Origin of the sequence: Trinickia sp. (genome assembly GCF_051961175.1) — a bacterium.
Taxonomy (GTDB): domain Bacteria; phylum Pseudomonadota; class Gammaproteobacteria; order Burkholderiales; family Burkholderiaceae; genus Trinickia.
This window is the reverse complement of record NZ_JBQCDN010000261.1, coordinates 1-19,708: the sequence shown is the minus strand read 5'-3', so window position 1 is coordinate 19,708 and position 19,708 is coordinate 1. Positions and strand designations below refer to the sequence as shown.

Below are 19,708 nucleotides of genomic sequence, written 5' to 3'. Positions count from 1 at the left end.
TTCGCATACCTTCACGGCCGGCAACATCAACTACGACGCGAAGCTGAACCTTTACCACGGCGGCCTTTACGCCGATTTCTTCCCGGCCCCGAACTATGTGCCGTTCCGTCTCACTGCAGGATTGCTGATCGGCGGCGACAACATCGACGCCACCGCTACCGCAGCATCGGGCACCTACACGATCAACGGCACGACGTATTCGTCGTTGGGCCAGACGATTCATGCCAAGGCTAAGTATCCCGCTGTGCGGCCGTATCTCGGCATCGGTTTCGGTCACTCGCCGCATGCGACTCGCGGTTGGGGCATGTTCTTCGATGCGGGCGTCGCGTATGGCCGTCCGCATCTTGACTACGACGTGCCTGCGGCGATCGTGGCGGAGGCGGGGCAGGCCAATGTCAACGCCGAGGAGCAACAGTTGCAAAGCAAGGTCGACCGCTTTCGGTTCTATCCGATCGTGAAGATCGGAGCGACGTATCGCTTTTAATCGCTGCTTGCCGCGCGCCGGCGATAGGACCCGTCTGAATCAAAAGAGCTACAGCGCGTCGTGGCTGTAGCTGTTGAGGCTCGCAAACGCCGCTTCCACTCTTGAAAAGGTAACGATCGAGCGTGTCTACCATTGCACGTCTTGCTCGGCGATACCTCGGCTGCGCTTCGAGGGTAGTAGGGGAGGGCCGTTTGCCGTCCGTAAGTCTTCACCGGGCGGGCTGTTCCCTGCTCGAGGCGGCCACGCCATGTATCTGTAGGGGTAAGTTGAACTGAAAGACGGCGCCGCGAGGCATGCTCGCACTCAACGACAATGTGCCTCCGTGTGCTTGAACGATCGAGCGGCAGATGGACAGCCCCATGCCCATTCCGCTGGCCTTCGTCGTGAAGAACGGCTCGAAGAGGTGCTCGACGTCTTCCGATGCCACGCCTGGTCCCGAATCGCGCACCGTGACAACGACGCCGGCTTGTTCGTGCTGGCTTGTGCTGATGAGTAGTTCTCGCGACCCCTCGTCAACGGCGCTCATTGCTTGGATGCCGTTTATGATCAGGTTCATCATGACCTGCTGGAGTTGAACGCGGTCGCCTTCAATAAACGGCAAATCCTCCGCAAGCCGTGTCTCGATGCAGACGTTGTTCTTATCAGCCTCGCCGCGTATCAGTGCGACGACCTCGCGAATCGCGTCATTCACTTGCAACGTCTCCCTGCATGGCGGCGCATTTTTGACGAGGCCACGAATGCGATTCATGACTTCGCCCGCGCGCGCTCCATCATTGACGATATTGGCAAACGCCTGCCGGGCTTCCTCGAGATTCGGCGGCTGTGCGCTCAGCCAACGCAGCCCTGCGGCTGCATTGGTGGCCGCTGCGCCGATCGGTTGCTTGAGTTCATGGGTGATCGAGGCCGTAAGTTCGCCCATGGTCGTGATGCGGTTCGCGTGCGCAAGCGCTATCTCGACCTCACGGTATCGCCGCTCGCTGTCCCGCACTTCCGCTTCAGCTTGCTTGCGCTCGGTTAGGTCAAGTACGAACGCGACGCCTTCGTGCCGGCTTTCTTCAAACGTTGCCACACCGATCAAGACGGGCACGCGGCTACCATCCTTCCTCAAGTACTCTTTCTCGAACGGTTGCACAGCGCCCGTTGCCTCGAGTGCCGGGATCCAACGCTGCCTGTCGGCATCGAGCCAGTTGGGCGGTGTCAGTTCCGTCCAACGCAAACGGCCGGAGATGAGATCGTCGCGATCGTACCCAATGATGCGCAGGAATGCATCATTGGCCTCGAGAATCTGCCCCTGGAGGTCCCATATAAAGACGCCAACGATGTTGGCATCGACAAGGCGCCGAATCTTCGCTTCGCGTTGTGCGAGCTCACGGTATAAGTGTGCATTCTCCAGCGTGACCGCGGCCTGAGAGGCGAGCAGCTTCAGGATCGCGATTCGGGCCGGCGCAAAGACGCCCGGCGCTAAATTGTTCTCGAGATAGAGTGCGCCGACGAGCCTGCCCTGAGTAATTAACGGCACGCAGAGAATCGAACGTGCACGACGCGCGCTGATGTATGGCTCCGCACTGAAAGCGGGATCGGCGGCCGCATTGCCGATGACGACGCTTTCACCTGTGCGCAAGACCTGGTGCAGGAGCGTTTGCGGCATCGCCTGCGCCGTCACAGGCTCGTCGCAACATTCCACAACGACTGCCTCGGAATCCGTCGTCGCTCGCGCCTTTATTCGAGGCTCGACGCCTTTTGAAAGAACGAGCAATCCGCGCTCGGCGCCCGCCTGTTCGATGGACGTCCGCATGAACGTGTTGAGCAGTTTATCGAGGACAATCTCGCTTGCGACGGCCTGTGATACTTTGATCACCGTTCCAAGGTCGAGCCGCTCCACTGGCGTTCCAATCGTACTCGTCGTATCGGCAAGAGACTCTTCCTTTCCGAGTTGCGGATAGGCTTCTTCGAGCTGCCGCACCTTGCCTTCGGCTCCCCAGCGCAGGTAGCCGTACCGGGCATTGCGCAGGTACGCATGGGCCATGATCTCGAAGCCTCGTGCGGCATGAAATTGTGCTGCTAGCTCGCTCGCGAGCGCCTCGTTGTGAGGAAAGTCGTTCGCGCGGGCAGAGCGGATCGCTTCCTCGTAAGAACGTTCAGCGTCAAGCTCGCGTCCTTCAAGGCGAGCCATTTCCGCGCGCACGAGGGCCATCCGGTTCTCGAAGTTCTCAGGGCAGTTTTGCGCCCATACAACAAGTTTTTCATGGTGAGCGGCCAGCGCCGCGAAGTGTTGCTGCCGTTCGCCGACGGTGGCGTCACCGCAGCATGCGGCACGAGCGAGCGCGGCGTAGAAGTGGTACTCGGCTTCTTCTATAAACGTTTCCGTGGACCACAATAGTCGCTCGCTTCTCGACGCGGCCTCGATGGCAGCCGCGTACTGGCCCGCCAGGTAGTAAGCCTGCTGTTTCCGAATCCAATACCAGCATTCGGCAATGGCCAATGCGGGGTTGCCCGATAAGTGCTGCTCGAACCGTCGCTCCTCGAACTGTCCGTCATCGAAGCTGCCGAACTTCGGCGTGAGACCGCGAAGTGTCCGAATTAGTGCGAGCTGTGTCTTGATGATGTCGATAACGAGCCCATATTGGGCTGCTTCCGCAAACGCGAGGCCATGTTCAGCTTCGCGCTGCACTTCGACAAGCGGTTTGCCTGCGAAAAGAAGATCCGTGTTGAGGACGTTGCACGCGTAAGCTGCATGCTGCACGTCACCGATTTTATTCGCGGCTTCAAAAGCGCGACGCAGCAGATCTCCGGTGAAACGCACATGTCTGGTCCAGCGCATGACGAAACTGGCAAAGCACAAACAGGTGCTTGCTTCGAAGCGCGTCAATCCCTGCCGTTCGACGAGTGCATACCCGAGTTCGCCGAAGCGGAAGCCAGCCTCGTAGTTGCCGAAATGCGGTCCGGCGATCTTGCCGAGCATGACATAGGCCACGCACGAAGCATCGCAATTGCCCCGTTCAAGGCTCAGATTGACGGCTTTACAGACCGTCAACAAAACAAGGTTCGAGTCGGTAAAAATGGCGGGCGGGCCCAGGTTATTTAGAACGCCGACAGTCGCGAGCGATTCGGGGTCCCGCATGAGCGGGGATTCGGTGAGGCTCTCGATCGTACGGGTCCCTAGCTGAACCCATACTTGCTCGTACTCGCGCTTCGCCTCTTCCCACGTTGGGTGAGGGGACCAATCGATTCCGACCTGCCGCAGGTAGTCGAGCGCCACGGCAATCGCTTGATCGCTGCGATCGAGTGTCGTGTAGACATCCATGCGCAAGCATGCAACGCTCGCGCGCTCGAGCGCATTCGTCGTGCGATGGGAGAGCGCCGTCAACCGCTCGTCCGCGGCTGCTAGCTCACCGGTCAGGAACTCACATTCTGCCCGCTCGAGCTCCAGCGTGAAGATGAGGTTGCGTTGGCACTGCCAGCAATCGTCGCTAAGGAGCGAGGAGCCGACGACGAAGTGCTTGAGCGCAGACACGTAGGCTGTCGAGGCCTTTGCACGCCTGCCCGCGATGAGGTTGAATTCGGCGAGCCGTTCGCGTTCCTCACGCGAGCTGATCAGGCTCACGGCGCGGTTCAACTGGCTGACGATTTCAAAAATCGCTTCCTCCTGCTTCTCGGGCGGCGTGAGCTCAGCGAGCGCTCTTCCTATGCGCAGGTGCAACTCACTGCGTATCGCCTCCGGAATGAGCGAATAGGCGGCTTCCTGAACGCGATCGTGAACGAACCGGTAATCATTCGCGAGGCGCTCGACGAGCTCCTGATGGACGGCCGGCCATAGCGCCGCGTGAACTTCTGTGTGGGTAGTCCCAAGAACCATCGAGAGGGTTGCGGTTTCGGCAATGTTGCCGAGGCAAGCCAGCTGCTGTAATGCCCTTTGCGTTTCAGGCGGCAGACGGCCCAACTTCGCGACCATCAGGTCGACGACGTTGTCGGTGTATCCCTTCGCGTCAATTCTGTCCACATCCCAGGCCCAGCCGGGCGGATCATGCGCGAAGGCGAGCATGCCCTCATCAGCGAGTGACAAGATGAATTGAATGGCGAAAAACGGATTGCCGCCGGTTTTCGCATGAATCAATCGCGCAAGCGGTGCCGCACGCTCCGCTTCGCAGCGAAGCGAGTCCGCAACAAGCTGACCGAGATGCGCCTCGCCAAGTGGCGCAACGGTGATTTTCATCACCCTTCCGCCCGCGCTCTCGATGGCTTCCAGCCTGCGCATGAGCGGGTGCCCGGCAGTCACTTCGTTATCGCGATAGGCGCCGACCAACATGAGGTGCTGCAAAGCTGACTGGGTCAGCAGTGCCTCGAGCAGATCGAGTGTCGCGGCGTCGAGCCATTGCAAGTCATCGAGAAAGAGCGCGAGCGGGTGTTCCGGGCGCGAGAAGACACCGATGAAGCGCCGAAACACGAGCCGGAATCGCCGTTGCGCGTCTTGCGAGGGAAGTTCCGAAACCGGGGGCTGCTCGCCAATGATGAGCTTGAGCTCCGGGACAATGTCAACCATGAGCCGCCCGTTTGGGCCAAGTGCCTCGACGATGGCGTTGCGCCAGCCGCCAAGCTCGGCTTCGCTCATGCCGAGAAGCGGCCGCACTAGGCCTTGAAACGCCTGAGCAAGCGTCGAATAAGGGATATCACGCTTGTATTGATCGAATTTGCCCGCGGCGAAGAGGCCGCGCGATGGCACCAATGCCTTGTGCAGCTCGTTGACGACCGACGACTTGCCGATGCCCGCATAGCCGGAAACGAGCACGAGCTGTGGCAAACCGTTCTCGGCGACGCGATCGAACGCGGCGAGTAGCGCCTCGACCTCGCGGGCTCGTCCGTACAGCTTTTCAGGGATCAATAACCGGTCCGGTATGTCCTGTTGGCCCAGCGGAAAGTCCTCGATGCGGCCGCCCGCCCGCCATTCGGTCAAGCACCGACGTAAGTCGTGCTCGACACCGACCGCCGTCTGATAGCGCTCCTCGGCCGTCTTCGCGAGGAGCTTCATGATGATGGCCGAAACCGGCGCCGGAACATGCGCGAAACGCTCATTCGGTGGTACGGGCTTTCTCGCCAGATGGCAGTGCACCCACTCCATCGGATCCGTTGCGGCGAATGGTAGAGCGCCCGTAAGCAACTGGTACAGCGTGATGCCGAACGCGTAGAGATCGCTGCGGGCGTCGATCGAGCGGTTCATGCGGCCAGTCTGTTCGGGCGCCATGTACGCCAGGGTTCCGGCAATGGTTTCGGGCAGTTCCGGCGCTTGTCGCTCGCGCGGCACGCGCGACGCGATTCCGAACCCCGTCAACCGAGTACGCCCGTCCGAACAGTTCACCAGAATGTTGCTTGGCTTGAGATCTTTATGGACAAGGCCGCGCTCGTGCGCTTTGCTGAGCGCGGTGGCGATGCCGATGGCGATACCCAGAAAGGGCTCTACGTCCATCGGCGCCCCGATGAGCGCGCTGAGCGGTTCGCCGCCCGGGTCCTCGAGCATGAGGAACGTGCGACCGTCTTCGCGTACCAGTTCGAGGGGCCGCGCCGCCCATGCGCTATCCAACTCGTTTCTCAAGCCGTACTCGTGCGAGAGACGAGCCAAACTGGCAGGTGTTGGAAGCTCGATGGCGGGCCGTACCGCCAGCGCAGAAGTCAGTTTCCCGTCGGCTCGTCGCCGGAATAGGCGGTAAAAGACGCGTTCGCCATCGTTACACAGCGTCTTGGAGTTTCCATTGCCGGGCGCACCGAACCAAGAAGACTGCGTCGGACTCATTGTCCCCCCAATTCGGGCTGTCTTGCCGAGCCGAAAGGTTGCATCCCTCAGGTGTCAAACCACGATAGCCACCTGTCCGCGACGCAGCCTTATCGCTAGTTTACGCCAGGCGAGCGCCGCCAGAATCGGCGGACTTGCCCGAATATCTGGAGTTGACTCGGGACTTCGCTCGATGGCTAACGCAAAGGAATAAGTTGGACGAAAGCGCGCCGCCAGGCGTGGCCTAGTGGGCGAAAGGAACAACTTGCGCGTCGGTGCAATGCTTTCATTGCGCTGACCAGGCGATCATCGGGAGTGGGAAAAGCAGCGAGATACGTAGCCGTAGCAGCTTTTCTGCGCCGGGATCATCGTCGGATTATTCTCGAAATAGACGGACCGAACCGCGTTCCTGGTCAGGAGAATGGAAGCGCGGCATCCTATTGCTTCAACGGAGTTTGCATCTGCTTTATAAATCGAACTACTTTAAAACTCAGTCGGCAAATCGCAGTTAAAAAACAAAAAAACCTCTGTCCCCTCGCCTACGCGCTGCATACCATTCATGACCGAATCTTCAAGCGCCTTGCGTATATCGATATTCTTCAAAACGTCGGCACCTCGGTGGCATTAAATTCGCCACGAAGGCTTTGGCAAGCGCGAGACCTCAGTGGCGCGCTGGCCAAGATGTCGGAAAACAACTCTTGGCTAGCCAGACCTACCTCCGTGCGTTTGATCGTATGCTGCGCAGGGAAGGGCGGTGAAAATTCCTTTGCTCAAGAGTTAGTCGAAGGGGTGACGCAGCGCGAACTCCGCATGGCCTTCAAATACACCAGCGATGGTTTCGACGAGACGATCCGCGACCAGGAGCGGAAGTCTTACATTACTTTCAGAAAATCCCTACAAGGTGCCGCCCTTCAGATCGCGCCTAACTTGCCGATGTAGGGATGGTGTAAGCACTGTCGATGATTTACGCGAAGCCCCGTCTCTGGGCCATCGCCGTTTTGCAAACATTTGACTCGCGCAAAGGCCTCACCATGCGACGCAGTTTGCGATTTTCGTCACACGAATTGGCCCATGAAGCGCACAAGATCTCCCCACGATAGCCGATGCTGAAGACAGACGCCACTCCCCGCATACGCGCGGCGCAGCCAGCGCGCTGGCGGCCGCCCTCGGCGAACTGGGTTCCCCTGGCTGCCTGGGCGGCGGCCATTGTCGCCCTTGCACCGTTCATCTTCATCAAGCTCGATCTGCGCGCGCAGTTCCAATTGGCGTTTGCCGTCCTTGCCGCGATGCTAGTGCTAAGGCAATGGGCGAGGCTCGACGGTGCGCGACACGAGCGTACGCGTCTTTTTTTCCTGCTCTGCTCGGCATTTCTCACGCTGCGCTACCTTTACTGGCGCACGACGACAACGCTCGGCTATAACGGCTTCGCCGATACCGTCTTCATGTTGCTGCTATACGGTGCCGAACTTTATGGCATCGTCGTCACGTTGCTCGGCCTTTTCGTCAACATCCGCCCGACTGAACGCACGAGCGTGTCGCTGAGCACCAACGCCGTACTCCCGCGGGTCGACGTATTCATCCCGACCTACAACGAAGAACCCGAGTTGCTGGAAGTGACGCTGCGCGCCGCGCTGAACATGCGTTATCCGCGTGAGCGCTTGAATGTCTACCTGCTCGACGACGGCGGCACCGAGCAGAAATGCGCACAGCCTGATGCGGAAAAGGCCGCCGCCGCCCGCGAACGCGCCGCCGCGCTGCGCAACCTTGCGCAACGCCACGGCGGTGTCTATTTGACCCGGGCGCGCAACGAACACGCGAAAGCCGGCAACATCAACGCGGCGTTGACGCGCACGCACGGCGATATCATCGCCATCCTTGACGCCGACCACGTACCGACAGTCGATTTCCTCGAGAAGACAGTCGGCTTCTTCCAGCGCGACGACCAGCTCTTTCTCGTGCAGACGCCGCACTTTTTCATCAACCCCGACCCGCTCGAAAAGAACCTCGGCATGTTCGGCAAAATGCCGCCCGAGAACGAGATGTTCTACTCCGCCGTGCAAAAGGGCCTCGACTTCTGGAATGCCTCGTTCTTTTGCGGCTCCGCTGCGCTGCTGCGCCGGCGCTGCCTCGAGGAAATCGGCGGCGTGTCGGGCACGTCGATCACGGAAGATGCCGAAACGGCCCTCGCGCTCCACGCACGCGGCTATCGCAGCGTCTATTTGAACGAAGCCCTCATTTCCGGCCTGCAGCCGGAAACTTTTGCCAGCTTCATCGTCCAGCGCGCACGTTGGGCCCAGGGCATGATCCAGATCTTCCTGCTGCGCAACCCGTTGCGGCTCAAAGGTCTGACATTTCCCCAAAGGCTCTGCTACTTCTCGAACGCGTTTTTCTGGTTCTTCGGCTACGCGCGCCTCGTCTTCCTGTTCGCGCCCGTGATGTACCTCGTGTTCGGCCTGCAGTTCTACAACGCGACGATTCCTCAGTTCTTTGCGTACGGCCTGCCGCAACTCGTGGCCTCGATCCTGACCAGTGATTTTTTGTTCGGACGTTACCGCTGGACGCTGATCTCCGAAGTCTACGAACTGCTCCAATCGATGTTCTCGCTACGTGCCGTGATTTCGGTCGCCCTGAACCCGCGCGCCCCCAGTTTCAAAGTCACGCCGAAGGGCGAGCGCATCGAGGAAGACACCATCTCGGAGCTCGCCGGGCCGTTCTATATTGTCTATGCCTTCATCGTCGTCGGCGCCATCGTCGGCATCTGGCGCTTGGTCAATCACGACCCGCATTCGGATGTCGTCACGTCGTCGCTCTGCTGGATCGGACTGAACCTGCTCCAACTGAACGCCTGCATCGGCGTGCTCAACGAGCGCAAGCAGCGGCGCAACGTTCCGCGTGTGCCGGCAAGTCTCGCCGCGCAGATCGACGTCGGCGACGATCGCCCGGCACTCGCCTGCGAAATCGTCGATATGTCGGCGGGCGGCATGAAGCTCGTCGTGCCGGCCTGCGACGCGGCAAAGCCGGCGCCGGGCAGCATCGTCACCATCGAAGTTTTCGTGACAGCGCTCGCGCGGACGTGTCGCATTGCGCTCGTCGTTCGTAATGTGTTGCCCGCTGCCGGCGCTGCTTTCGCCCTCGGCACTCAGTTCTGCGACGACAGCGTAGCCGGGCGTGCAGAGCAGGTCGCACTCGTTTTCGGCGACAGCAGCCGCTGGCACGATTTCCGCGAGAGCCGAAACCGGCGCATCGGCATCCTGCGCAGTCTCGCGATGGTCGCCTCGCTCGGGACTGTCCACGCATGGGTCCATTCGCGGCTCTTCTTTTCCGGTATCACGAGCCACGTGCGCGTGCCCTTGTTCCTCTCGGCGCGTCTTTATGCGCGCCTTTTTCGACGTAAGCCAATCCATTGATGAACGTTGTCTCGCTTCTGCGCGCGGTGTGCCGCGCGAGTTCGCCGGTGATGGTGTGTTGCGCCGTGTGGTCCTCCGGTGCGCTCGCCGCACCACGACCGACCGCCCAAACGCATGCCGCACTCACACCGGCTGCGCCCTCAGCCGCGTCTTCAGGCCAAGCCCAGGTTCCGGCGACGGGCAACGGCGCCGCAGCGATTTCGCTCGCGACACTCGACAACCTCTCGGGCCCGCTGCGACTCGCAGGTCAACGCGTGTCGACTTCGATCAGCCTGCCCCTTTCGGCACGCGAGCGCGTGGAAAGCGCAACGTTGCATCTCGTCGTCACCAACTCCGTTTCGCTGTTGTCCGATCGCTCACAGCTGGCCGTTCGGGTGAACGACACCACGATCGCGCAGCTTGCGTTGTCGTCCAAGCAGCCGGAAACGACGGCCGAAATCCGCATCCCACCCGAGCTGCTGCGGCCCGGCTACAACACGCTCGGCTTTGTCGCTGCCCAGCACTCGACCGAAAACTGCGAAGACCCGAACGCGCCTGAACTCTGGACCGAAGTCGACACCAGTGCTTCCACGCTGCGTATGCAAACGACGCTCGCGCCCATCACCACGCCTCGCCTGTCCGACCTCGACGATCTCATTGATCCGAAGCAGTGGGGGACGCGCTCGTTCGCGATCGTCAATGCCGCCCATCCGGTCAACGATACGCAGTTGGCAACGGGCGGTTTCGTCGCGCAAGGGATTGCGCTGCGCCTTCGCTATTTGAGCGCGCCGCCGCGTGTAACGGACGCCCAGCCCGGCGCGGGCGGCGGCGTTGCGCCGGGGCTCGCACTCGGCAAGCTCGATGGTGCCGACGTCTTTGTCATCGGCACCCGCGAGCAGTTGCGACCCTACCTGGACCCGCAAGTGCTCGCTCGCGTCTCGGGTGCGTTCCTCGGTCTTTATCCGAGGCCAGACGATCCGCGCCGGTTCGTCCTGGTCGTAAGCGGTCGCGACGACGCCGAAGTCGAGCGTGCCGCACGAGTCTTCGCGCATCGCGAACTGCCGCTGCCGCGGCGCGGCGAACTCGCCGCCGATGCGCTCGATGAGGCCGCGGTCGCGCCCTGGTCGACTTCGCGCGTGCTGGCCGGGACGGAACCGCGTACGTTCCGCTCGCTCGATTTCCGCTCGCGCACGCTCGGCCCGACCGATCGAGCCGAGATGCGCATCGCGTTGCCGGCCGATGTCTATGCACCTGAGGACGCCCAAGTCTCGCTTGATCTGAACTTCACGGCGGGCGCGAAGATGCGCGGCGATTCGGTGCTCAACCTGTATCTCAACGATCGCTTCGAGCAGGTGATTGCGCTCGATCACAGCGAGGGTGGGGTGATCCGGCACTATCGCGTGAGCATCCCGCTGCGTAGCTTCCGCGCCGGCGAGAACACGCTTTCGCTGCGCCCGGTGCTCGTGCCTTCCGTCTCCGACCGCTGCACGGTGCTGCAGAGCGAAAACCTGCGGCTCACGATCTTCGAGGACTCGACGATCAAACTGCCACCTGCTTCGCATTTCACGACGCTGCCGGATCTCGCGCGTTTCGCCGAGAGCGGCTTTCCCTACACCGCGCATCCTGACGGCGGCGATCTGGCGCTGACTGTCGCCGGACGCGACAACGAGACGATTGCCGCCGCCTGGGCCCTCACCGGAAAACTGGCGCAAGCGTCCGGCGAGCCGCTTTCGCGCGCGCAAATCACGTTCGGCGCAGCGGCGCCCGCGCGTCAGGCGATTCTCGTCGGCGCTGCCCCAACGCTCCCGCCGCAGGCGCTCGAGGGCGCGCCGTGGCAGCCGGGGCACAGTGAACGCGTTGCCGATTCCATCGTGCCGGGCGAAGCACGGACCGTAAGCTGGCTGCCCTGGGGTTTGGGCGGCCGGGCTGAGGCAGCGCCGCAAGCCACGGGCTCGGGCGAGGTGGTGGTGCGAGGAGCGCTGCCGCTCGCGGGGCAACTGCTCGTCATGCAATACCGGGATACGTCGGGGCGTGCGATGACACTGTTCACCGCGGCTAGCGCGTCGGACCTCGCACAGGGCGTTGGCCGGCTCGTCGAACCCGGATTATGGAGTGGCCTGGACGGCGACGTCTCGCTGCTCGACGTGAGCCGTGGGCAGTGGTGGACGGCACGCGTCGGTTCGACGTTCGAGTTTGGCCGCACCGGCGTCTGGGATCACCTGGGTTTCCTGGTTTCGAACCATCCATGGTTCGGCTACGCCGCACTGGTCGCGCTCCTCGCAGCACTTGCGGCGACGACCACGCTGCTGCTGCGGCGACAGTATCTGAAGCGGCATCGTGAAGCGGGCAAGTAAGGTGCGCGCGCCGCATGCGGCGCTCGCACCGCTCCTGCTCGCATTGCCGGTCGGTGCGTTGGCCGGGCAGGCCAATCTGGCGGACGTCACGCGAGCACCACGCGCGGCGGCGGAGCAAGAGACGCTGACGGGTCAGTCCGTCGTGCACGAAGGGCAGCGCGACCTCGCAAGCCGCAGCGCCGCGCCCGGTCGCGCACGCGTGACGCAGGCGCCGCAGCGCAATCTGGCTGCGGAGGGCGAGGTCGCGCCCGCGCCGGTATCGGGCTCGGCGGCTTCAATCGCCGCTACGCCGGCACCGCTACAGGCGAGCGCCGTGGCAACGTCGACGACGGCCGATACGACATCCGCACCGGACGACCGGCCGCTGTGGCAGCTGTTGCAGGCCAACCGGCTCGAGGACTACCGACAGGCGCTCGTCGCGTTGCAGCGCCGGTTCCCGAGCTGGCAGCCGGCGCCGGCACTCGCGGCCGACTTTGCGCGACGCAGTCGCGACGCGCAGGTGGCACAGGTGCTCGCCGGCGGTGATGCGGCGGCGGTCGCGCGCCTGCTTACCCAAGCACCCGACGCGTTCGGCTGTGCGCACATCGATCGTGTCTGGCGCGCTGGCGAAGTGCTGGCGGCTGCGGGGCGAACAGGCGAAGTCGTGTCGCTCTACCGGTCGGTCGTGCCCGCTTGCACGCCCGCGCGCAATCGCATGGCGACGCTCTACCATGCCGAGCACGAACTGCCGCAGCAAGAAGCAGACGCGCTGATTGCGCTCGAAGCGGCTGAAGGTAAGCGCGACGCCGAAAGCGAGGCTGCATTCGAGCGGCTGCGCTACGAACGTGCCGTCACGCAACTGGCTGCCGCGCCGGCCGATAGCGAAGAAGCGGCACGGCAACTGGCTGCACTTGCCCCTTCGATCCGCGCCCGGCACGATGCCGGCACGGCGACGCTCGCGGGGTGGATCTCGCTTGCGCATCGCAGGACCGACGTGGCAGGCGATTGGTTTGAAACCGCACTGGCCTTCGATCGCGATGCAACCGACGCTGCGCTCGGCCTCGCCGATGTCCGCATCGAGCAACATGCCTACGACGAGGCGAGCGTGTTACTCGCCGGGGCGGCGCTGCGCAACGATCCTCGTGCGCGCGAAGGCCGGGCACGTATCGCGCTGGCACAGGCAGACGAAGCCTATCGTCAAGGCCATTACGCGCAAAGCCTCGGACTGCTCGATACGGCGGAACGCGAAGGCGCGCGGCAATCCGATACCGAGCTGCCGCGAGGTTGGGCGCTCTATGCGCTCGGGCGGTATCGGGAAGCCGCCTCGCATTTCTCTGCCCGGTACGCACGCCAGCGCGACGAGGACAGCGCCGAAGGGTTTGCCCTCGCGATGCAGGCATCGGGTGCGCCCGCGCGCCCGGCTGCCGACGATGCGGGACCGCTTCGCAACTACGTTGCGGCGCTCGAAGCCGAGCGCGACTTCTACAGCAAACAGTTCGTCGAATCGGGGGCGGCATTGCGGGCGGCGCTCGACGGCCCTGTCGACGCGCAACGCGTGCTGCGCCGCGTGCCTGCCGATCTGACCGGCATCGGTGCACCGTCGATCTCGTCGGGCCTCGCCTGGGGCGATCACGTCGGTGCTGCCGCACAAGGCCGGCTCAATGTGCTTGCGCCCACGGTGCGCGGCGAATGGATCGACGGCACACGCCAGTTTGAGCTTCGGTACCGGACGCTCTTTCTCGATGCGGGAAGCGCTTCGCTCGACGAGACGGTGCCGGGGCTCCAGTCGGCGTTCGACAACGGCAAACTCGCTGCGGCCAACGTCGATCTCGGCAGACTGAGCGCCGCTTTGCATACCAAGACGCTCGGCGGCACGGTGCGGGCAGACGAGTTACAGGCCATGATCTCCGATACGGTGCGTTTTGGTGCCGACCAGCGGCTGAACGTCGAACTTGCCGGCGGTGCGGTGCAAGGCGGTCCGGGCGGGCTGACGCCCGGTTTTCGCGCAGCCATCGGACAGCAGGCGGGATGGGGCGCCTGGTCGGCCTTTTTCGGTACGGGTGAACCGGTGCGCGATTCGCTCTTGTCGTGGCGAGGCATGCGGCTACCCGACGGCTCATCCTGGGGCGCGGTGCAGCGCACGGAAATCGGAACACATTCCCGCTGGCAGGTCGCGCCGCGCTGGAACGTCAGCGCGAGTACGCAACTGCAATGGCTGACGGGGATGAACGTCATGCGCAACTTCGGCGGCTCGGGTGACGTTTCGGCCGCTTACGATCTGAAATTGCAGCATTTCGACTATTTCAGCGTCGGCCCGGCATTCCACTACCTCGGGTACGTTCGCAACGAGAACTTTTATACGTGGGGGCAAGGCGGCTACTATAGTCCGCAGTCGTCGCTGAGCGGGGGCGTTGCGCTGCAATGGCTGTCGCAGGAAGGGCGGCGTTGGCAGTGGCAGGGCAATGTCGAAACGGGATGGAACGTGTCGCACCAGAGCAGCGTGCCGTGCTTTCCGAACTCGCTTCCGGACGGCCTGAGGAATCTGTTCCAGGCGGAGGTAGGAAGCAACGATGCGGCCGCCGCGCAGACAGACTTCACCAAAGCCGCCAGCCTTACCTGTGGCGGCAGTCACGCTCAGGGGCCGTACGCCCATCTGCGGCTTGCGGCTACGTTCCGTCTGTCATCGCGGTGGCAAGCAGGCGTGCTCGGCGATGCGAACGTGACGCCGGGGCGCGATAAACAGTTCGCCGCGCTGGCGTTCCTGCGTTATTTCCTGTCGCCGCGGGCGGCGGTCTTCAGCCGGGACGTCGCCCGCAGCCCGCGCGACTTTTATCTGCGACTCGATGACGATCACGACTAATCGTTTTTTTCCCGTTCCGCGTTTCATGATGGCGGCGCTGCATCGGTTTGCTGTTCGGCCACGACGCATGCCGAGCCTGCGGTTCACGCGCCTTGCCGGCGTCGCCTCGTGTCTCGCGTGCACGGCTTCACTGGCTGTCGCGCAAACGGGGTGGCCCGCGTGGGACGCGTTCGTGAAGACGCAGCTTCAGGCCGATGGCCGTGTCATCGATCACACCACGTCGATTTACCAGAGCACGTCGGAGGGCCAGTCCTACGCGCTGTTCTTTGCGCTGGTGGCAAACGACCGCAAGACGTTCGATACCGTCCTCAAATGGACGGCCGACAATCTATGTGCGGGCAAACTCGACGCACAGCTGCCTGCCTGGCAGTGGGGCCGCAAACCCGACGGCAGTTACGGCGTGATCGACGCGAATTCGGCGGCCGATTCCGATGCGTGGATCGCTTACACGCTTTTCGAAGCGGGGCGGCTCTGGCAGGCGCCGCAGTACACGAATACGGCGCGCTCGGTGCTTGGACACATCCGCAGTGCCGAGACCGCGGATCTGCCGGGCCTGGGCCCGATGCTGTTGCCGGGCCCGCACGGCTTTGCCACAGGCAATGGAACGTGGCGGTTGAATTTGAGTTACATGCCGTTGCCGCTGCTGCGACGGTTCGAGAGCGCAGATAGCGGCGGTCCGTGGTCGGCCATCGCGGCAGGCACGGTTCGGCTCGCGGCGGCTGCGTCCCCGCATGGCTTCCCGCCCGACTGGCTCGCATGGCGGGCGCAGGGTGGGGTAGGCGTCGACCCCACGAAGGGCGACGTCGGCAGCTACGATGCGATTCGCATCTATCTGTGGGCGGGGATGACGTCGCCGCGTGATCCGCTCGCGAAGCCGCTGCTCACCGCGCTAGGCGGGATGCGCCGGGTTGTCGATGCGGCCGGCCTTCCGCCCGAACGCGTCGCGACGCAAACGGGCGAGTTGGCCGGTACCGGGCCGATGGGCTTTTCGGCGGCCTTGGTGCCGTACTTGAGCGCACTCGGCGACGAAGCCGGCGCTGCCGCACAGGCGCGTCGAATGGCTGCAAGGGAGGCTGCCGGCAACGATGCGACGCAGCCGCTAGCCTACTACGACCGGGTGCTGCTGCTGTTTGGCGTGGGTTGGGCGGAACATCGTTACCGCTTCGATGAACGCGGGCGTCTGATGCCCAGCTGGAGGGCAGACTGAACGTTTGGCGACGGGCACGGCGCGCCTCCAGTCATCCTTCGCCAAATGACGAGCGGGGGCGAAGCCTATCGGCTCCGCCCCCATGCCGATTTCACCGGCTCCGGTAGACGCCCGCTCAGCTATCCATCACCGGCGAACGCGTCCGCAAATAATGCTCGAAATCCTCGGCCACTTCGGGGTGACGCAGCGCGAACTCGACCGTGGCCTTCAGATACCCGAGCTTGCTGCCGCAATCGAAGCGCGTGCCGTGGTACTTGTACGCAAGAACCTGCTCATCGCCGAGCAGCGATTGAATACCGTCGGTAAGTTGAATCTCGCCGCCCGCACCGGGCTTGAGCGCGCGCAAGTGATCGAAGATCCGCGGCTTCAAAACGTAACGGCCCACCACACCCAGATTCGACGGCGCAACCTCAGGCGCCGGCTTCTCCACGATGCCCGACATCTTGATGATGGCGTCTTCCCATTCCTTGCCGTCGACAATCCCGTACGAACGCGTGTCTTGCGGCGGAATCTCTTCCACCCCGATCACCGAGCTGTGATAGTGATCGAAGACATCGATCATCTGCTTCATGACGGGCGGCTCGGCATAGAGCAAGTCGTCCGCGAGGATGACGGCGAACGGGTTGTCGCCAACGAGCTTCTCGGCGCACAGCACCGCATGACCCAGACCGAGCGCTTCGGGCTGCCGCACATAGAAGCAATCGACATGGCTCGGCTTGATGCTGCGCACGAGTTCGAGCAGCTTTTCCTTACCGCGGGCCTCGAGCTCGGCTTCGATTTCATACGACTTGTCGAAATGATCTTCAATCGCGCGCTTGCTGCGGCCCGTCACGAAGATCATCTCGGTGATGCCGGCGGCCATCGCTTCTTCGACGGCGTACTGAATCAGCGGCTTGTCGACGATCGGCAGCATTTCCTTCGGGCTGGCCTTCGTGGCAGGAAGAAAACGCGTGCCGAGCCCCGCAACGGGAAAGACGGCCTTGGTGACTTTTAGCATGGCATTACCCTGGTTGTACTAGTGGGACCACGTGCCCAATCGATGCGAACGGTCAAGCCGGCAGACGCGCGAGTTGCGCGCTGAGCTTCGCAATGGTGTCCCGATATTGTGACAGCCTTTTCTGCTCTTGCTCCACGACAGAAGCCGGGGCTTTTGCGACAAAAGCTTCGTTTCCGAGCTTCGCCGAGCACTTGGCGATCTCGGCGTTGAGCCGAGCAATTTCTTTGCCAAGCCGCTCGCGCTCGGCTGCCACGTCGATCTCAACCAGCAGAGCGAGCTTGTCGCCGTCGACGATCGAGACCGGTGCGCCTTGAGACTGCGCGTCGAGCGCGGCCTCATCGGCCAGGATGCGTACTTCGGACAAACGCGCCAGCGCTTGTGCGTAAGGTGCGAACGTCTGCCATTGACCTGCATCGCCGTGCACAAGCAGAGGGACCTTCGTTGCGGGCGATAGGTTCATTTCGCCGCGTAAGTTTCTGCAACAATCGATCGCCGCTTTCAGGCCCGTTGCCCAGCGCTCGGCATTTTCGTCGATTTTTTTCGTCTCGGTGCGCGGGTAAGGTTGCACCATGATCGAGGCCTCGCCGCTCGCGGCGCCCTGCGGGTAGGCATCGGTCAATGGCGCCACCTTTTGCCAGAGGGCCTCGGTGATGAACGGAATGATCGGGTGGGCGAGCCGCAGCACCGTTTCGAGCACACGCAACAGCGTGCGGCGCGTCGCGCGCTGCTGCTCGGGCGTGCCGTTCTGGATCTGAACTTTCGCGAGTTCGAGGTACCAGTCGCAGTACTCGTCCCAGACGAACTTGTAGATCGCGTTCGCGACGTTGTCGAAGCGGTAATCGGCAAAGCCCTTTTCGACTTCGCTCTCCACGCGCTGCAACAGCGAGACGATCCAGCGGTCAGCCTGCGAAAAATCCGTGTAGCCGCCCGGGCCGCAATCGCCAGGTGCGCAGGCGCCGGGCTTCGAGAAGCCGCAATCGTGGCCCTCGCAGTTCATCAGCACGAAGCGCGTGGCGTTCCACAGCTTGTTGCAGAAGTTGCGATAGCCCTCGCAACGCGCGAGATCGAAGTTGACGTTGCGGCCCAGCGTGGCCATCGATGCCATCGTGAAACGCAATGCATCGGTGCCGAAGGCGGGAATCCCGTCCGGGAATTCCTTGCGGGTTTTCTTTTCGATCGAGGCGGCTTGCTTCGGGTTCATGAGGCCCGTCGTGCGCTTGCCCACAAGCGTTTCCAGATCGATGCCGTCGACGATATCGATCGGGTCGAGCGTATTACCCTTGCTCTTCGACATCTTCTGGCCTTCGTGGTCACGCACGAGCCCGTGCACGTAGACGGTCTTGAACGGCACCTTGCCCGTGAAGTGCGTCGTCATCATGATCATCCGGGCGACCCAGAAGAAGATGATGTCGAAGCCCGTCACCAGCACCGAGGAGGGAAGAAATGCTGCCAACTCCTTCGTTTCGTTCGGCCAGCCGAGCGAAGAGAACGGCACGAGCGCGGACGAGAACCACGTGTCGAGCACGTCGTCGTCGCGCTTGAGCGCACCCGTATAGCCCCGCGCCTGCGCCTGTTCGCGCGCTTGCGCTTCCGTGCGCGCAACGAAGATTTCGCCGCTCTCGCCATACCAGGCGGGGATCTGATGGCCCCACCAGAGTTGCCGCGAAATGCACCAGTCCTGGATGTTTTCGAGCCACTGGTTATAGGTGGTGGTCCAGTTCTCGGGGACGAATTGAATCTCGCCCGTGCGCACGACATCGAGCGCGACTTCTGCGATCGATTTGCCCGGATGGAACGTGCCTTCCGGTGCCGGCTTGCTCATCGCGACGAACCATTGATCGGTGAGCAGCGGCTCGAGCACGACGTTCGTGCGGTCGCCGCGCGGCACCATGAGCTTGTGGTCCTTGACCGATTCCAGCAGCCCCTGCGCATCGAGATCGGCGACGATTTGCCTGCGCGCCTCGAAGCGATCGAGGCCGCGATAGGCGGCCGGCGCGTTGTCGTTGATCTTCGCTTCGAGCGTGAGGATTTCGATTTGCGGCAGGCCGTGACGCTGACCGACCTGGTAATCGTTGAAATCGTGCGCCGGCGTGACCTTCACGACACCGGTACCGAACTCACGATCCACGTAGTCGTCGGCGATGATAGGAATTTCGCGGTCGCACAGCGGCAGCTTCACGCTCTTGCCGATCAGGTGCGCGTAGCGTTCGTCTTCGGGGTGAACCATGACGGCGACGTCGCCGAGCATCGTTTCGGGACGCGTCGTGGCGACCGTCAGATGGCCGCTGCCGTCGGCCAGCGGATAACGGATGTGCCAGAGGTGGCCGCTTTCTTCTTCGCTCGCGACTTCCAGATCGGAAACGGCCGTCATCAAGACAGGATCCCAGTTGACGAGCCGTTTGCCGCGGTAGATCAAGCCTTGTTCATAGAGGCGGACGAACACTTCGCTGACGACGGTCGACATTTTCTCGTCCATCGTGAAGTATTCGCGCGACCAGTCGATCGATGCGCCGAGGCGCCGGACCTGATTCGTGATCGTCGAACCCGATTTTTCCTTCCACTCCCACACGCGCTCGACGAATGTTTCGCGGCCCAGGTCATGGCGCGAGATGCCTTGCTGATCGAGCTGGCGTTCCACGACGATCTGCGTGGCGATGCCCGCGTGATCGGTGCCGGG

9 protein-coding genes are annotated in these 19,708 nt (G+C 62.7%); 6 read left to right on the top strand and 3 right to left on the bottom strand.

Annotated elements, in window-relative coordinates; genetic code table 11:
- On the top strand, positions 1-484 hold a 484-nt coding region (locus ACTHL0_RS15730), incomplete at its 5' end, for a hypothetical protein (protein WP_440567739.1).
- A 208-nt stretch (positions 485-692) separates the two neighbouring features.
- On the opposite strand, the gene ACTHL0_RS15725 is transcribed toward ACTHL0_RS15730, so the two are convergent.
- Positions 693-6,269: a trifunctional serine/threonine-protein kinase/ATP-binding protein/sensor histidine kinase gene (locus ACTHL0_RS15725; protein ID WP_440567738.1), complete on the bottom strand. Its 5,577-nt coding sequence runs from the start codon at positions 6,267-6,269 to the stop codon at positions 693-695.
- A gap of 294 nt (positions 6,270-6,563) precedes the next feature.
- Here ACTHL0_RS15725 and ACTHL0_RS15720 point away from each other — a divergent pair, with 294 nt between their 5' ends.
- The 5 genes from ACTHL0_RS15720 to bcsZ all read left to right on the top strand — a co-directional run bounded on the left by ACTHL0_RS15720 (position 6,564) and on the right by bcsZ (position 16,034).
- On the top strand, positions 6,564-7,187 hold the full coding sequence (locus ACTHL0_RS15720; protein ID WP_440567737.1) for a hypothetical protein: 624 nt from the start codon (positions 6,564-6,566) through the stop codon (positions 7,185-7,187).
- A 164-nt stretch (positions 7,188-7,351) separates the two neighbouring features.
- Positions 7,352-9,655 (top strand): UDP-forming cellulose synthase catalytic subunit, encoded by a 2,304-nt coding sequence (gene bcsA, locus ACTHL0_RS15715; protein WP_440567736.1) that lies wholly within the window; start codon positions 7,352-7,354, stop codon positions 9,653-9,655.
- The gene (locus tag ACTHL0_RS15710) at positions 9,655-11,988 is read left to right on the top strand and encodes a cellulose biosynthesis cyclic di-GMP-binding regulatory protein BcsB (protein WP_440567735.1); all 2,334 of its coding nucleotides are present in this window, start codon (positions 9,655-9,657) and stop codon (positions 11,986-11,988) included. The genes bcsA and ACTHL0_RS15710 overlap by 1 nt, the downstream gene beginning before the upstream one ends.
- The gene (locus ACTHL0_RS15705) at positions 11,972-14,827 is read left to right on the top strand and encodes a cellulose synthase subunit BcsC-related outer membrane protein (RefSeq protein WP_440567734.1); all 2,856 of its coding nucleotides are present in this window, start codon (positions 11,972-11,974) and stop codon (positions 14,825-14,827) included. Before ACTHL0_RS15710 ends, ACTHL0_RS15705 begins: the two co-directional genes overlap by 17 nt.
- 67 nt (positions 14,828-14,894) lie before the next feature.
- On the top strand, positions 14,895-16,034 hold the full coding sequence (bcsZ, locus tag ACTHL0_RS15700; protein ID WP_440567740.1) for a cellulose synthase complex periplasmic endoglucanase BcsZ: 1,140 nt from the start codon (positions 14,895-14,897) through the stop codon (positions 16,032-16,034).
- 115 nt (positions 16,035-16,149) lie between these two features.
- Here bcsZ and galU read toward each other — a convergent pair whose 3' ends face one another.
- Positions 16,150-17,031: a UTP--glucose-1-phosphate uridylyltransferase GalU gene (gene galU, locus ACTHL0_RS15695; protein WP_440567733.1), complete on the bottom strand. Its 882-nt coding sequence runs from the start codon at positions 17,029-17,031 to the stop codon at positions 16,150-16,152.
- 52 nt (positions 17,032-17,083) lie between these two features.
- On the bottom strand, positions 17,084-19,708 hold a 2,625-nt coding region (locus tag ACTHL0_RS15690), incomplete at its 5' end, for a valine--tRNA ligase (protein ID WP_440567732.1).

Excerpts from the sequence above, each read along its gene's own strand:
- ACTHL0_RS15725 (WP_440567738.1), bottom strand. The coding sequence starts at position 6,269 with ATGAGTCCGACGCAGTCTTCTTGGTTCGGTGCGCCCGGCAATGGAAAC.
- bcsZ (WP_440567740.1), top strand. The coding sequence starts at position 14,895 with ATGCCGAGCCTGCGGTTCACGCGCCTTGCCGGCGTCGCCTCGTGTCTC.
- bcsA (WP_440567736.1), top strand. The coding sequence starts at position 7,352 with ATGCTGAAGACAGACGCCACTCCCCGCATACGCGCGGCGCAGCCAGCG.
- galU (WP_440567733.1), bottom strand. The coding sequence starts at position 17,031 with ATGCTAAAAGTCACCAAGGCCGTCTTTCCCGTTGCGGGGCTCGGCACG.
- ACTHL0_RS15710 (WP_440567735.1), top strand. The coding sequence starts at position 9,655 with ATGAACGTTGTCTCGCTTCTGCGCGCGGTGTGCCGCGCGAGTTCGCCG.